Genomic DNA, 13,480 nt, shown 5'->3' on the forward strand with positions numbered 1-13,480 from the left:
AAACCGAAAGGATGACAACTATGAAGGACGACAAACTGATTTTAGGCGGGCATGAATTTACCTCCCGCTTTATCTTAGGTTCGGGCAAATATTCGCTCGATCTCATCCGCGCTGCGGTCGAGCACGCAGGCGCGCAGATCATCACCCTCGCACTGCGCCGCGCGAACTCGGACACCGACAACATTCTCGACCACATCCCGCAGGGCGTCACCCTGCTGCCCAACACCTCGGGCGCACGCACCGCCGAGGAAGCCGTGCGCATCGCGCGTCTGGCGCGCGAATGCGGCTGCGGCGACTTTGTCAAAATCGAAATTATGCGCGACAGCAAATACCTGCTGCCCGACAACCAGGCGACCATCAAAGCCACCGAAATCCTGGCAAACGAAGGGTTTGTCGTCATGCCGTATATGTACCCAGACCTCAACGTTGCGCGCGACCTGGTGAATGCGGGCGCAGCCTGCGTGATGCCGCTCGGCGCGCCGATTGGCTCGAATAAAGGTCTGGCGACCCGCGACTTTATCCGCATCCTGATCGACGAGATCGAGCTACCGATCATCGTGGACGCGGGCATCGGCCGTCCGAGCCAGGCGTGCGAAGCCATGGAAATGGGCGCTGCTGCTGTGATGGCCAACACCGCCATCGCCACGGCGGGCGACATTCCGGCCATGGCCGAAGCGTTCAAGAAAGCCATCGAAGCCGGCCGCACGGCCTATCTGTCCGGCCTGGGCCGCGTCATTGAGCACGGCGCGTCGGCTTCCTCTCCGCTGACCGGCTTTTTGGCCGACTAAGGAGGTACACATTCATGGAGAACCAGACCAACCAGCCCATGGAGGGTATTGAAGTCGTTGAAGTCAAGAACAAGACCGACCATATGGCCTATATGCCCGGTATGGAGCAGATCGACCCGACCATCCGTAATCAGGTGGTCGCCGCGCGCGACAGCTACGACGAAACCGCCTACACCGCCGCCGATGTGCGCGCCGCGCTGGACGCGGACATCCGCACGCCCGAACACTTTGCCGCCCTGCTCTCGCCCGCGGCTGCGCCCTTCCTCGAGGAGATGGCCGAAAAGGCCCGGCAGGAAAAGCGCCGCTACTTCGGCGATAATGTCTATCTGTTCACGCCTATTTATATCTCCAACTACTGCGAAAACTACTGCATCTATTGCGGTTTTAACTGCCACAACAAAATCCGTCGCGCCAAACTCGATATGCCGGCCATCGAGCGCGAAATGGCGGCCATCGCCCAGACCGGACTGGAGGAAATCCTCATCCTCACGGGCGAAAGCCGCTCGATGAGCGATGTGAAATACATCGGCGAAGCGTGCAAGATCGCGCGCAAGTATTTCAAAATGGTCGGCATTGAGGTCTATCCGATGAACTCGGACGAATATGCCTATCTGCACGAGTGCGGTGTCGACTATGTGACCGTATTCCAGGAGACCTATCATGCCGACCGCTATGAGCAGCTGCATCTGGCAGGCCATAAGCGCGTGTTCCCCTATCGCATCGAGGCGCAGGAGCGCGCCCTGATGGGCGGCATGCGCGGCGTAGCCTTCGCCGCCCTACTCGGCCTGGACGATTTCCGCCGCGACGCCTTTGCGACCGGCATGCACGCCTATCTCTTGCAGCGCAAGTATCCGCACGCCGAGATCTCGTTCTCCTGCCCGCGGCTGCGCCCGATCGTCAACAACGATAAAATCAACCCCAAGGACGTACACGAGCGTCAGCTGTTGCAGGTCATGTGCGCCTATCGTCTGTTCATGCCGTTTGCCGGTATGACCATCTCGACCCGCGAACGCGCGGGCTTCCGCGACCGGGTCATCGACATCGCGGCCACCAAGATTTCGGCCGGGGTATCCACCGGCATCGGCGGTCACACGGGCGAAGAGGAGGGCGACGACCAGTTCGAGATCGCGGACAACCGCACGGTCGACGAGGTTGTGGCCGCCATCCAGACGCAAGGCTTGCAGCCGGTGATGAACGACTATGTCTACGTTTGATCTCATCTGTGTGACGAGCCGCGAGCTGTGCACGGACGATTTCATCGCGCGCATCGGCGCACTGGCGGAGGCGGGTATCGACCGCATCATCCTGCGGGAAAAGGATTTGTCTGAGCATGCTTACCTTACTCTCGCCCGGCAAGCGCTGGACGCGGGCGGCGACCGGGTGGTCCTGCACCACTTCCCGTCTACCTGCGCGGCCCTGCACGCGCCGCGGCTGCACGTTTCTTTTCCACAGCTTGTGGAAAACCCGACACTGCGGCAGCAAGTAGACCTGCTCGGGGTATCCATCCACGCGCCCGAGGAAGCCGTCCGCGCTGAAGCGCTGGGCGCCGACTATGTGACCGCTGGGCATGTGTTTGCGACCGACTGCAAGCGCGGCCTGCCCGGTCGGGGGCTGGACTTCCTGCGGGAAACCTGCCGCGCGGTGTGCATTCCGGTGTATGCCATCGGCGGCATTGCAGCCGAAAATCTGGCCGCGGTACGCGACGCAGGCGCGGCGGGCGCCTGTCTGATGAGCGGCCTCATGGTCTGTCCCGACCCAGCCGCCGAGGTCGCCCGCTTACGCGCGGCCCTCTGACGCAAAAAAATCCCTCGCAGAAACCCTGCGAGGGATTTTTGTTTTAACCGCGATAGAGTTGCTTGCGAATCGGCATGGTGTGCCAGCCAAGGCCCTGCATGATCTCGTCCACCTGCTTGGTGGCTTCGCCGCTCCAGCCGTAAGAGCCAAAGGCCAGGCCGATGCGGTCCTTGGGACGCAGGCCCTTCATGTAGGTCACAAAGGCTGCCATGGTCGGCATCATGTTATTGTTGAGCGTGGATGCACCCAGGAAAACGAACTTGGCTTCGACCACATCACCCATCACCTGGGAATAATGCTCGTCGCGCAGGCAGTGCATGTGCACCTTCTTGCCCAGATCTTCATATTCCTTCTTGATCTTGTACGCCATTTCCTCGGTCGAGCCCCACATGGAGTCATAAACAATAACGACCTTGTCCATGTCGCACTCATTCCGAGCCCAGCGGCCATACGCTTCTACGATTTCCTTGATGTAGCTGCGCAGAATGACGCCATGCGACGGGCAGATCATGCCGATGTCCAGACCAGCAGCCTGTTCGAGCACCTTCTGCACCTGGTTGCCAAAGGGCAGCACGATGTTGCCGTAGTAGTCCATGGCGCGCTCCATCAGGCGTTCCAGACCCATCTCGTCGTCATAGGTTTCGCCGGTGCAGACGTGCTGGCCGAAGGCGTCGTTGGAGAACAGAATCTTCTCCTCGGCCAGGTAGGTCAGCATGGAATCCGGCCAGTGTACCATCGGTGCAGGCACAAAATGATAGGTATACTTGCCGGTCGACAGGGTATCGCCCAGCTTGACGACATGCGCGTTGTAATCTTCCAGGCCATAGTAAGCCTTGATGCCGTTCTTGGAACCCGAAGTCAGATAGACCTCGAGATTGGGGTTGCGCTTGAGGATTTCCGGGAAAGAACCCGAGTGGTCCGGCTCGATGTGGTTCTGGATGAGCACATCGATCTTTTCCAGCGGTACAATTTCTTCGATGTTCTGAATGAACTGTTCGGTAAACAGAGCCTTGACGTTATCGATTAGAGTGATCTTTTCGTCGATCACCAGATAGCAGTTATAGGTTGCACCAAACGGGGTCTCATAACCATGGAAGATACGTACCTCAGGGTCGACGGCGCCGACCGCGTAAATATTATCACGAAGTTTGATAGCACTCATTGTCGATTTCTCCTTTTTTCTTTCTATCCCCGCACGGCCTTACCTGTGCCAGGGCAGCCGGCCCCAAAGGCCGGCATTACTTTTCTCTGCCCTTAGTATATCACAGTTAGCCATGGTTGTCATTTTGTAAAATGACAAATTTTTAACACTTATTCGTTCTTACCACAGCACTTTTTATATTTCAGACCCGAGCCACACGGACACGGATCGTTGCGGCCGACCTTTTTCGCCGCGCGCACCGGCTGGTTCTTGACTGTGCCGTCGTCGGCACCCACCGCTGCGGTCTCCTTGGCGACCTGCTCACGCTTGGGTTCTTCGCGGGTGCGTACCTGTGCCAGATAGATCATGCGCACAGTATCTTCCCGGATGCTGTCGATCATCACGTCGAACATATCAAAGCCTTCGCGCTTGTACTCGATAACCGGGTTATACTGGCCGTAAGCACGCAGGCCGATGCCGTTACGCAGTTCGGTCATGGCGTCGATGTGGTCCATCCACTTGGTATCGACATTGCGCAGCAGAACCACGCGCTCGAGTTCGCGCATGATCTGGGAACCCAGTGCCTGCTCCTTGGCGGCATAGACTTCATGTGCCTTGTCCTTGAGCTGATTCTTGAGCTGGTCGGCAGACAGATCGTCCAGTTCTTCTTTTTCAAAGTGCAGTTCATCGGGCGCCAGGAAAATACCCTGGAACCGGCGGGCGATTTGCGCGATCATCTCTTCGGTGATAAAGCGCTGTTCGCCAACCGCGGTATCGACCGCCTTATCGATGGTGTCATCGATCATGCTCTTGATGTTCTCGCTGACATCCTCGCCGGACAGCACCTTGAGACGCTGGCCATAGATGATTTCACGCTGCTTGTTCATGACATCGTCATATTCCAGCACGTGCTTACGAGTGGCAAAGTTGCGCGATTCGACCTTCTTCTGCGCGTTTTCGATGGCGCCGGACAAGATTTTCTGATCGATCGGCTCATCATCCTCCAGGCCGAGGGAATCCATCATGCCCTGGATGCGTTCGGAACCGAACAGGCGCATGAGGTCGTCTTCCATGGAGATGTAGAACGAGGATTCACCCGGGTCGCCCTGACGGCCGGCACGGCCGCGCAGCTGGTTGTCGATACGGCGGGATTCATGCCGCTCGGTGCCCAGGATGTACAGGCCGCCGGCAGCACGTACCTTTTCGGCGTCCGCGTCGGTCTGCTCCTTGTACTTCTTATACAGTTCATTGTATTTATTGCGCGCTTCCAGAATCTCTTCGTTGTCGGTATCCGCATGGCCGGTGGCTTCCACGATCACTTCTTCGGTGTAACCGGCCTTGGCCATTTCTTCCTTGGCCAGATATTCGGCGTTGCCGCCCAGCATAATATCGGTACCACGGCCTGCCATGTTGGTCGCAATGGTAACAGCGCCCAGCTTACCGGCCTGTGCAACGATTTCGGCTTCCTTTTCGTGATACTTCGCATTGAGCACCGTATGCGGGATGCCTTTGCGCTTGAGCAGGCTGCTGAGTTCTTCCGACTTTTCAATGGATACCGTACCGACCAGAATGGGCTGTCCCTTGGCGTGGCATTCCTCAATGCGGCGAATGATCGCCATGGTCTTGCCCTTTTCGTTCTTATACACCGCATCCGGGTTATCCTTACGGATGACCGGCTTGTTAGTCGGGATTTCGATGACATCCAGCTTGTAGATGTCGCGGAATTCCTGTTCTTCGGTCAGCGCCGTACCGGTCATACCGGACAGCTTGCCATACAGACGGAAGAAGTTCTGGAAGGTGATGGTCGCCAGGGTCTTGCTTTCGTGCTGGACCTTGACGCCTTCCTTGGCTTCGATCGCCTGGTGCAGACCTTCGTTATACCGGCGGCCAAACATCAAGCGGCCGGTGAATTCATCGACAATGATGATCTGTCCATCGCGCACCACATAATCGACGTCCTTTTGCATGACGCCGCGCGCCTTGATGGCCTGGTTGATGTGGTGCTGGAGGGTGGTGTTGGCCGGGTCGGCCAGGTTTTCAACCTTAAAGTATGCTTCTGCGCGGGCGGTGCCCTTGGGGGTCAGGGTAGCGGTACGCGCCTTTTCATCAACGATGTAATCGGCGTCGATATCGTCCTGCTCCTCCTTGGCATCCACTTCCTTGACGCGCAAAGCGGTCAAACGAGCGGCAAACTGGTCGGCCAGCTGGTACAGCTGGGTGGATTTATCGCCCTGCCCGGAAATAATCAGCGGGGTACGCGCTTCATCGATCAGGATGGAGTCGACTTCGTCGACGATGGCAAAGGCATGGTCACGCTGTACGCGGGACGCCATATAGATCGCCATATTGTCGCGCAGATAGTCAAAACCAAACTCATTGTTGGTGCCATAGGTAATGTCGGCGTCGTACATCGCCTTGCGGTCCTTGGGGTCGACTGCATGGATAATCAGGCCCACCTTGAGCCCTAAGAAACGGTAAACCTTGCCCATCCATTCGCTGTCGCGCTTGGCCAGGTAATCGTTGACCGTAACGATGTGCACGCCCTTGCCGGTCAGGGCATTCAGATATGCCGGCAGGGTCGCCACCAGGGTCTTACCTTCACCGGTCTTCATTTCCGCGATACGGCCCTGATGCAGCACAATGCCGCCAATGATCTGTACGCGGTAATGGCGCATGCCGAGCACACGGTCGGCCGCTTCGCGGCAGGTCGCAAATGCTTCGGGCAACAGATCGTCCAGGCTTTCGCCGTCCTGGTAACGCTTTTTAAATTCATCGGTTTTCGCACGCAGTTGTTCATCGGTCAGCGCGCGGTATTCGTCTTCGAGCGCAAGCACTTTATCGGCCAGAGGCTCAATCTTTTTGACCTCACGGCTGGAGTAGGTGCCAAAGATTTTTTCGAGTAATTTCGCCATCGAAAATCAGCCTTTCACTTTCCTTATTCTGAATATTGCAATCCAACGTTTATTATAACACACCGCTCGCCCAAACAAAATATAAAAGTTGTAAATAAATTTAAAACGCGCGTTTTCTGCGCTTTTCCATCCCGAAAAACGGAAAGTTTCGGCAAGTTGTCGGTGGAAAAGAAAAAAATGGGCTGGCATTTGCCAGCCCCTACAATTTCATTTACCGCACCAGCAGCCATGCCGTATATCCCACATAGCACAGCGCCATGCAGGCGCCGACCGGGCGGGACAATTTACCGCGCCAGGCGGGCACCAGGAAGATGAGCGAAATCGCAATCAGGAACACGGTATCCAAAACCGATGTGAACTGCACCCCAATCGGATTGAGCACCGTCGAAACGCCCAAAATAAACAAAATATTGAACAGGTTCGAACCGATGACATTGCCCAGCGCAATATCGTTTTCCCCGCGGCGAGCGGCCATCAGCGACGTGACCAGTTCAGGCAGCGACGTACCGATAGCCACGATGGTCAGACCAATGACCGTTTCGCTCAGGCCGATCATTCGGGCCAGACCGGTCGCACCATCGACCGACAAATCGCCGCCAATGACGATCGCAGCCAGACCGAAAACGATCTGCAGAATGATTTTACTGGTGCGCATGACCTGATCTTCTGTTGTTTCCACCTGCCGATTCTGGAGTGCCGGACGCAGCTGTGCTGCCAGCAGTGCAGCGAAGAACACCAGCAAGATAGCGCCTTCCCACCGGGCCAAGGTGCTGCCGGTCAGCAAGAAGATACCCAACAGCGCGGCTGCCGCAATGGAAAGCGGCCAATCGCGCCGGGTCAGTTCCCGACTGGCCACCAGCGGACAGACGATAGCGCTGACGCCTGCAACGCCCAATAAGTTAAAGATATTGGACCCCAACACATTGCCGACCGCGATTTCGTTGGCGCCTTTGAGCGCTGCCGTAACGCTGACGGCCAATTCGGGTGCCGATGTACCAAACGCCACAATGGTCAAACCAATGATGAGCGAGGGGACGCCCAATTTGTGAGCCGCAGACGAAGCGCCTGCCACAAACCGGTCGGCACCGACTACCAGCAGCACAAAGCCGACCACCAAATACACAATTGAAATCATATTGTTCCTCCATTCCAAAAGCGCTCACAATTTTAGGCAAAATAAAAAAGACTTTTATTGCAGAAAAAGTTCTGCAATAAAAGTCTTGCTACTTTCAAAGCACTCCGGGCGGTGTCGCCGTAATGACGGAAATACTTTACGCTATTTTCGTGAGCTACTCCCTTTCATTGATTGTATTTTACCCGAAAATGGGACATTCGTCAAGATTCATTTGTTTCGAAAGAAAAGAAAAAACCGGACAAAAATTTGTCCGGTTTGTGTGCGCGCCGAGTTATCTTCCCGGGCCGTCGCCAGCCAAGTATTGTCACCGTTAACGAGCTTAACTACTGTGTTCGGGATGGGAACAGGTGTACCCTCGTCACCATTGACACGCACTCACTTTTCTTTGTAAAGAAAAGTGAGCAAAAGAAACTTTACTTGCGCTTTGCGCGGTTTCTTTTTTCTTTCCTTCACAAAGGTTTTTAAAGGTTTGCACCCTGAAAACTGAACAATACCTACTCGCAATCGCTTTTTTATCGAGATGCTTTTTCCTAATTCATTTTAGGTCAAGCCCTCGGCCTATTAGTATCAGTCCGCTGCACGTGTTACCACGCTTCCACTCCTGACCTATCAACCACATAGTCTACGTGGGGCCTTACTCCCGAAGGATGGGAATACTTATCTCGAGGGAAGTTTCACGCTTAGATGCCTTCAGCGTTTATCTCGTCCGTACTTAGCTACCCAGCTATGCCCTTGGCAGAACAACTGGTGCACCAGAGGTACGTCCACCCCGGTCCTCTCGTACTAAGGGCAGCTCCTCTCAATATTCCTACGCCCGCAACAGATAGGGACCGAACTGTCTCACGACGTTCTGAACCCAGCTCGCGTACCGCTTTAATTGGCGAACAGCCAAACCCTTGGGACCGAATTCAGCCCCAGGATGCGATGAGCCGACATCGAGGTGCCAAACCTCCCCGTCGATGTGGACTCTTGGGGGAGATCAGCCTGTTATCCCCAGGGTAGCTTTTATCCGTTGAGCGACGGCATTTCCATTCACATACCGCCGGATCACTAACTCCAACTTTCGTTACTGCTCGAACCGTCATTCTCGCAGTTAGGCTCGCTTTTGCGTTTACACTCATTGCACGATTTCCGTCCGTGCTGAGCGAACCTTTGAGCGCCTCCGTTACCTTTTAGGAGGCGACCGCCCCAGTCAAACTGCCCACCTGACAGTGTCCCCCGACCAGATTCATGGCCGCAGGTTAGAATTCCAGTATCCCAAGAGTGGTATCCCAAGGTTGACTCCACACAAGCTGGCGCCCGTGCTTCCAAGCCTCCCACCTATCCTGTACATGGAATACCGAAATCCAATATCAAGCTACAGTGAAGCTCCATGGGGTCTTTCCGTCTAGTTGCGGGAAACCGGCATCTTCACCGGTACTACAATTTCGCCGGGCGGGCTGTTGAGACAGTGCCCAAATCGTTACGCCATTCGTGCGGGTCAGAACTTACCTGACAAGGAATTTCGCTACCTTAGGACCGTTATAGTTACGGCCGCCGTTTACTGGGGCTTAAGTTCGCACCTTCGCTTGCGCTAAGCACTCCCCTTAACCTTCCAGCACCGGGCAGGCGTCACCCCCTATACGTCATCTTTCGATTTAGCAGAGAGCTGTGTTTTTGCTAAACAGTCGCTTGGGCCTTTTCACTGCGGCCTACTCTCGCAGGCGCCCCTTATCCCGAAGTTACGGGGCCAATTTGCCGAGTTCCTTAACAACCCTTCTCCCGTTGGCCTTAGAATACTCATCCCATCTACCTGTGTCGGTTTGCGGTACGGGCACCTTAGTATACACATAAGCTTTTCTCGTCTCTCACGCCAGTGACTTCCCTACTAAATTTCGGTCCCTTACGCCCGGGGCAACCATCGCCCGGGTTCACCTTAATGAAAGCGTCCCTTATGCTTAAAGTTCGGTGGTTACGGAATTTCTACCGTATGTGCATCGACTACGCCGTTAGGCCTCGCCTTAGCTCCCGACTAACCTTGGGCGGACGAACCTTCCCCAAGAAACCTTAGATTTTCGGCCATTATGATTCTCACATAATTCTCGCTACTTATTCCGGCATTCTCACTTGTATGAAGTCCACCAGTGCTCTCGCTCTGACTTCACCCCGCATACAACGCTCCCCTACCCAGACTTGCGTCTGCCTAAGCTTCGGTTAGATGCTTAGCCCCGTTACATTTTCTGCGCAAAACCACTCGACCAGTGAGCTATTACGCACTCTTTAAATGAGTGGCTGCTTCTAAGCCAACATCCTGGTTGTTTTCGCAGTTTCACATCATTTTCCACTTAGCATCTATTTGGGACCTTAGCTGTAGATCTGGGCTGTTTCCCTTTTGACCACGAGACTTATCTCACGTAGTCTGACTGCCATGAACCAATTAGCCGGCATTCTGAGTTTGATAGGGTTCAGTAACCTCGCGGCCCCTAGCCCATTCAGTGCTTTACCTCCGGTAATCTATCATAACGCTAGCCCTAAAGCTATTTCGGGGAGAACCAGCTATCTCCGAGTTCGATTGGAATTTCTCCGCTATCCACAAGTCATCCCCGGCCTTTTCAACGGACGTGGGTGCGGCCCTCCACGGTGTCTTACCACCGCTTCAGCCTGCTCATGGATAGGTCACCCGGTTTCGGGTCTAATGCAAGTAACTTAAGCGCCCTATTCAGACTCGCTCTCGCTGCGCCTCCGGTATTCCAATACCTTAAGCTTGCTACTTACATTAACTCGCCGGACCGTTCTACAAAAAGTACCCGATCACACATGAACGTGCTCTCGGTGCTTGTAGGCACAAGGTTTCAGGTTCTATTTCACTCCCCTCCCGGGGTCCTTTTCACCTTTCCCTCACGGTACTGCTCCTCTATCGGTCACTGAGTAGTATTTAGGCTTGGAGGATGGTCCCCCCATCTTCCCACAGGGTTTCACGTGTCCTGTGGTACTCTGGATCCAGCTAGCGTCCTATCAGTTTCGCCTACGGGGCTATCACCCTGTATCGCCGCTCTTCCCAAAGCGTTCGGCTACCAAAACAGACTACATATTGCTGTCCAAACCCCGCAAAGATTGCTCCTCACGGTTTGGCCTCTTCCGCGTTCGCTCGCCACTACTAGCGGAATCTCGGTTGATTTCTTTTCCTCGCCCTACTTAGATGTTTCAGTTCAGGCGGTTCCCCACGTTAACCTATGGATTCAGTTAACGCTGACAGAGTATTGCTCTGCCGGGTTTCCCCATTCGGAAATCCACGGATCAAAGCCTATTTGCGGCTCCCCGTAGCTTATCGCAGCTTGTCACGTCCTTCATCGGCTCCCAGTGCCAAGGCATTCCCCTTGCGCCCTTTACAGCTTGACCTCTTCGGCATGGTCTTTCGATCATGGCTGTTATATTGCAAGAATTAGGATTATCTCGGTTATTTTAGCTATTTGTAGTACGATCTTTCGATCGTATCCCAACAATATTCAGAAAAACCATTTATTTTTTGCTTAATTTCTTAAGCGGAATAACAAATTGTTTCCTCTATTGTTGCTTATTGCTTTCGTTATTGTTCAGTTTTCAAGGTGCAATTGGTGGGCTTGAGAGGACTCGAACCTCCGACCTTACGCTTATCAGGCGTACGCTCTAACCACCTGAGCTACAAGCCCATAGTTATCACGGACGTTGGTTCTTCATTCCTTCGCCCTTGGTGGAGATGAGGAGGATCGAACTCCTGACCCCCTGCTTGCAAGGCAGGTGCTCTCCCAGCTGAGCTACACCCCCATGTCGTCATCGCAAAGTTCGCTTTGTTTCGCTTCCAGATAAATCTGAAAGCTTCACATGCTTCCTTGCGCCTCCTCTTCATTCCAAACCCGCTTCGCTGGGCTTCGAAATGATTTTCGGCAGGGCTTCCGGAACGTTTTTCTTCTCAATTTCCACTTTTTGAAGGTACATTCCTTCTTTCGAAGGCTTACACCTTCCAAATTAAACAACGATCTGCTAAACGAACTCGATTGACCATAGGATATGCGATAGTCTTTCATATCGCAGGTCTCCTTAGAAAGGAGGTGATCCAGCCGCACCTTCCGATACGGCTACCTTGTTACGACTTCACCCTAATTACCAGTCCTACCTTCGGCCGCGCCCTCCTTGCGGTTAGGCTACGGACTTCGGGTATTACCGGCTCTCATGGTGTGACGGGCGGTGTGTACAAGGCCCGGGAACGTATTCACCGCGGCATGCTGATCCGCGATTACTAGCAATTCCGACTTCATGCAGGCGAGTTGCAGCCTGCAATCTGAACTGGGACAGCTTTTAGGGATTTGCTCCACCTCGCGGTATTGCCTCCCTCTGTATGACTGCCATTGTAGTACGTGTGTAGCCCAGGTCATAAGGGGCATGATGATTTGACGTCGTCCCCACCTTCCTCCGTTTTGTCAACGGCAGTCCGGCTAGAGTGCTCTTGCGTAGCAACTAACCGTAAGGGTTGCGCTCGTTGCGGGACTTAACCCAACATCTCACGACACGAGCTGACGACAACCATGCACCACCTGTCACCTCTGCCCCGAAGGGAAACCCTATCTCTAGGGCGGTCAGAGGGATGTCAAGACCTGGTAAGGTTCTTCGCGTTGCTTCGAATTAAACCACATACTCCACTGCTTGTGCGGGCCCCCGTCAATTCCTTTGAGTTTCAACCTTGCGGTCGTACTCCCCAGGTGGGATACTTATTGTGTTAACTCCGGCACGGAAGGGGTCAATACCTCCCACACCTAGTATCCATCGTTTACGGCGTGGACTACCAGGGTATCTAATCCTGTTTGCTCCCCACGCTTTCGCTCCTCAGCGTCAGTTAATGTCCAGCAGGCCGCCTTCGCCACTGGTGTTCCTCCCAATATCTACGCATTTCACCGCTACACTGGGAATTCCGCCTGCCTCTCCATCACTCAAGACCAGCAGTTTTGAAAGCAGTTCCGGGGTTAAGCCCCGGGATTTCACTTCCAACTTACCAGCCCGCCTACTCGCCCTTTACACCCAGTAAATCCGGATAACGCTTGCTCCCTACGTATTACCGCGGCTGCTGGCACGTAGTTAGCCGGAGCTTATTCTTCAGGTACCGTCAAATTTCGTCCCTGATTAAAGATCTTTACAACCCGAAGGCCTTCTTCAATCACGCGGCGTTGCTGCGTCAGGGTTGCCCCCATTGCGCAATATTCCCCACTGCTGCCTCCCGTAGGAGTCTGGGCCGTGTCTCAGTCCCAATGTGGCCGTTCAACCTCTCAGTCCGGCTACTGATCGTCGCCTTGGTGGGCCGTTACCCCGCCAACTAGCTAATCAGACGCGAGCTCATCTCAGAGCAGACAAGCCTTTGGCATCAAAACCATGCGATCTCGATGCATTATGCGGTATTAGCAGTCGTTTCCGACTGTTATCCCCCACTCCGAGGCAGATTGCTCACGCGTTACTCACCCGTCCGCCACTAAGTTAAGAATTCCATCTCCGAAGAGATTTCCAAAATAACTCCGTTCGACTTGCATGTGTTAGGCACGCCGCCAGCGTTCATCCTGAGCCAGGATCAAACTCTCTAAAAATGTTATTAAAAGAGCTAAAAGCTCATCTAATCGACTTTAGAGTCTGACGTGTCGGTTTGACTTTTAAAACAGAGTTCCGACTTCTGTTTGGATTCTACCAGAGTAAAAACTCAAGCGAATTT

6 protein-coding genes, 2 tRNA genes and 3 rRNA genes are annotated in these 13,480 nt (G+C 54.3%); 3 read left to right on the forward strand and 8 right to left on the reverse strand.

The genetic code is table 11. The features are described from left to right. The first annotated feature begins 20 nt into the window (after positions 1–20). Genes EFB11_RS13325 through EFB11_RS13335 form a run of 3 tightly spaced genes read left to right on the forward strand, consistent with a single transcriptional unit; the run spans position 21 to position 2,582 of the window. Complete coding sequence (locus EFB11_RS13325) at positions 21–788, forward strand: thiazole synthase (protein ID WP_122790671.1); 768 nt, start codon at positions 21–23, stop codon at positions 786–788. A 14-nt stretch (positions 789–802) separates the two neighbouring features. Next, positions 803–2,002 (forward strand): 2-iminoacetate synthase ThiH, encoded by a 1,200-nt coding sequence (gene thiH, locus EFB11_RS13330; RefSeq protein ID WP_122790672.1) that lies wholly within the window; start codon positions 803–805, stop codon positions 2,000–2,002. Beyond that, positions 1,989–2,582: a thiamine phosphate synthase gene (locus EFB11_RS13335; RefSeq protein WP_122790673.1), complete on the forward strand. Its 594-nt coding sequence runs from the start codon at positions 1,989–1,991 to the stop codon at positions 2,580–2,582. Before thiH ends, EFB11_RS13335 begins: the two co-directional genes overlap by 14 nt. A 43-nt stretch (positions 2,583–2,625) precedes the next feature. Here EFB11_RS13335 and EFB11_RS13340 read toward each other — a convergent pair whose 3' ends face one another. The 8 genes from EFB11_RS13340 to EFB11_RS13375 form a co-directional block, all read right to left on the reverse strand. Next, positions 2,626–3,744 carry an FprA family A-type flavoprotein gene (locus EFB11_RS13340; protein WP_122790674.1) on the reverse strand — a complete coding sequence of 373 codons (1,119 nt, stop codon included), beginning with the start codon at positions 3,742–3,744 and terminating at the stop codon, positions 2,626–2,628. Positions 3,745–3,893: 149 nt separating this feature from the next. Further along, complete coding sequence (gene secA, locus EFB11_RS13345; protein ID WP_122790675.1) at positions 3,894–6,635, reverse strand: preprotein translocase subunit SecA; 2,742 nt, start codon at positions 6,633–6,635, stop codon at positions 3,894–3,896. 211 nt (positions 6,636–6,846) lie between these two features. Next, positions 6,847–7,770 (reverse strand): calcium/sodium antiporter, encoded by a 924-nt coding sequence (locus EFB11_RS13350; protein ID WP_122790676.1) that lies wholly within the window; start codon positions 7,768–7,770, stop codon positions 6,847–6,849. 258 nt (positions 7,771–8,028) lie between these two features. Beyond that, positions 8,029–8,145: ribosomal RNA gene (gene rrf, locus EFB11_RS13355) — 5S ribosomal RNA — on the reverse strand. Positions 8,146–8,311: 166 nt separating this feature from the next. Beyond that, positions 8,312–11,148 (reverse strand): 23S ribosomal RNA (locus EFB11_RS13360). A 213-nt stretch (positions 11,149–11,361) separates the two neighbouring features. Continuing rightward, positions 11,362–11,438 (reverse strand) — tRNA-Ile (locus EFB11_RS13365). 39 nt (positions 11,439–11,477) lie between these two features. Next, positions 11,478–11,553, reverse strand: a tRNA-Ala gene (locus EFB11_RS13370). A gap of 277 nt (positions 11,554–11,830) precedes the next feature. Further along, positions 11,831–13,358, reverse strand: a 16S ribosomal RNA gene (locus EFB11_RS13375). The 16S, 23S and 5S rRNA genes sit together here with 2 tRNA genes alongside, the layout of an rRNA operon. Positions 13,359–13,480 lie beyond the last annotated feature (122 nt).

Origin of the sequence: Intestinibacillus sp. Marseille-P6563 (genome assembly GCF_900604335.1) — a bacterium.
Classification (GTDB): Bacteria; Bacillota; Clostridia; order Oscillospirales; family Butyricicoccaceae; genus Butyricicoccus_B.

What these genes read in the sequence shown, in the direction of transcription:
- EFB11_RS13340 (WP_122790674.1), bottom strand. Translation starts at nt 3,744, where the DNA reads ATGAGTGCTATCAAACTTCGTGATAATATTTACGCGGTCGGCGCCGTC.
- secA (WP_122790675.1), bottom strand. Translation starts at nt 6,635, where the DNA reads ATGGCGAAATTACTCGAAAAAATCTTTGGCACCTACTCCAGCCGTGAG.
- EFB11_RS13325 (WP_122790671.1), top strand. Translation starts at nt 21, where the DNA reads ATGAAGGACGACAAACTGATTTTAGGCGGGCATGAATTTACCTCCCGC.
- EFB11_RS13335 (WP_122790673.1), top strand. Translation starts at nt 1,989, where the DNA reads ATGTCTACGTTTGATCTCATCTGTGTGACGAGCCGCGAGCTGTGCACG.
- EFB11_RS13350 (WP_122790676.1), bottom strand. Translation starts at nt 7,770, where the DNA reads ATGATTTCAATTGTGTATTTGGTGGTCGGCTTTGTGCTGCTGGTAGTC.
- thiH (WP_122790672.1), top strand. Translation starts at nt 803, where the DNA reads ATGGAGAACCAGACCAACCAGCCCATGGAGGGTATTGAAGTCGTTGAA.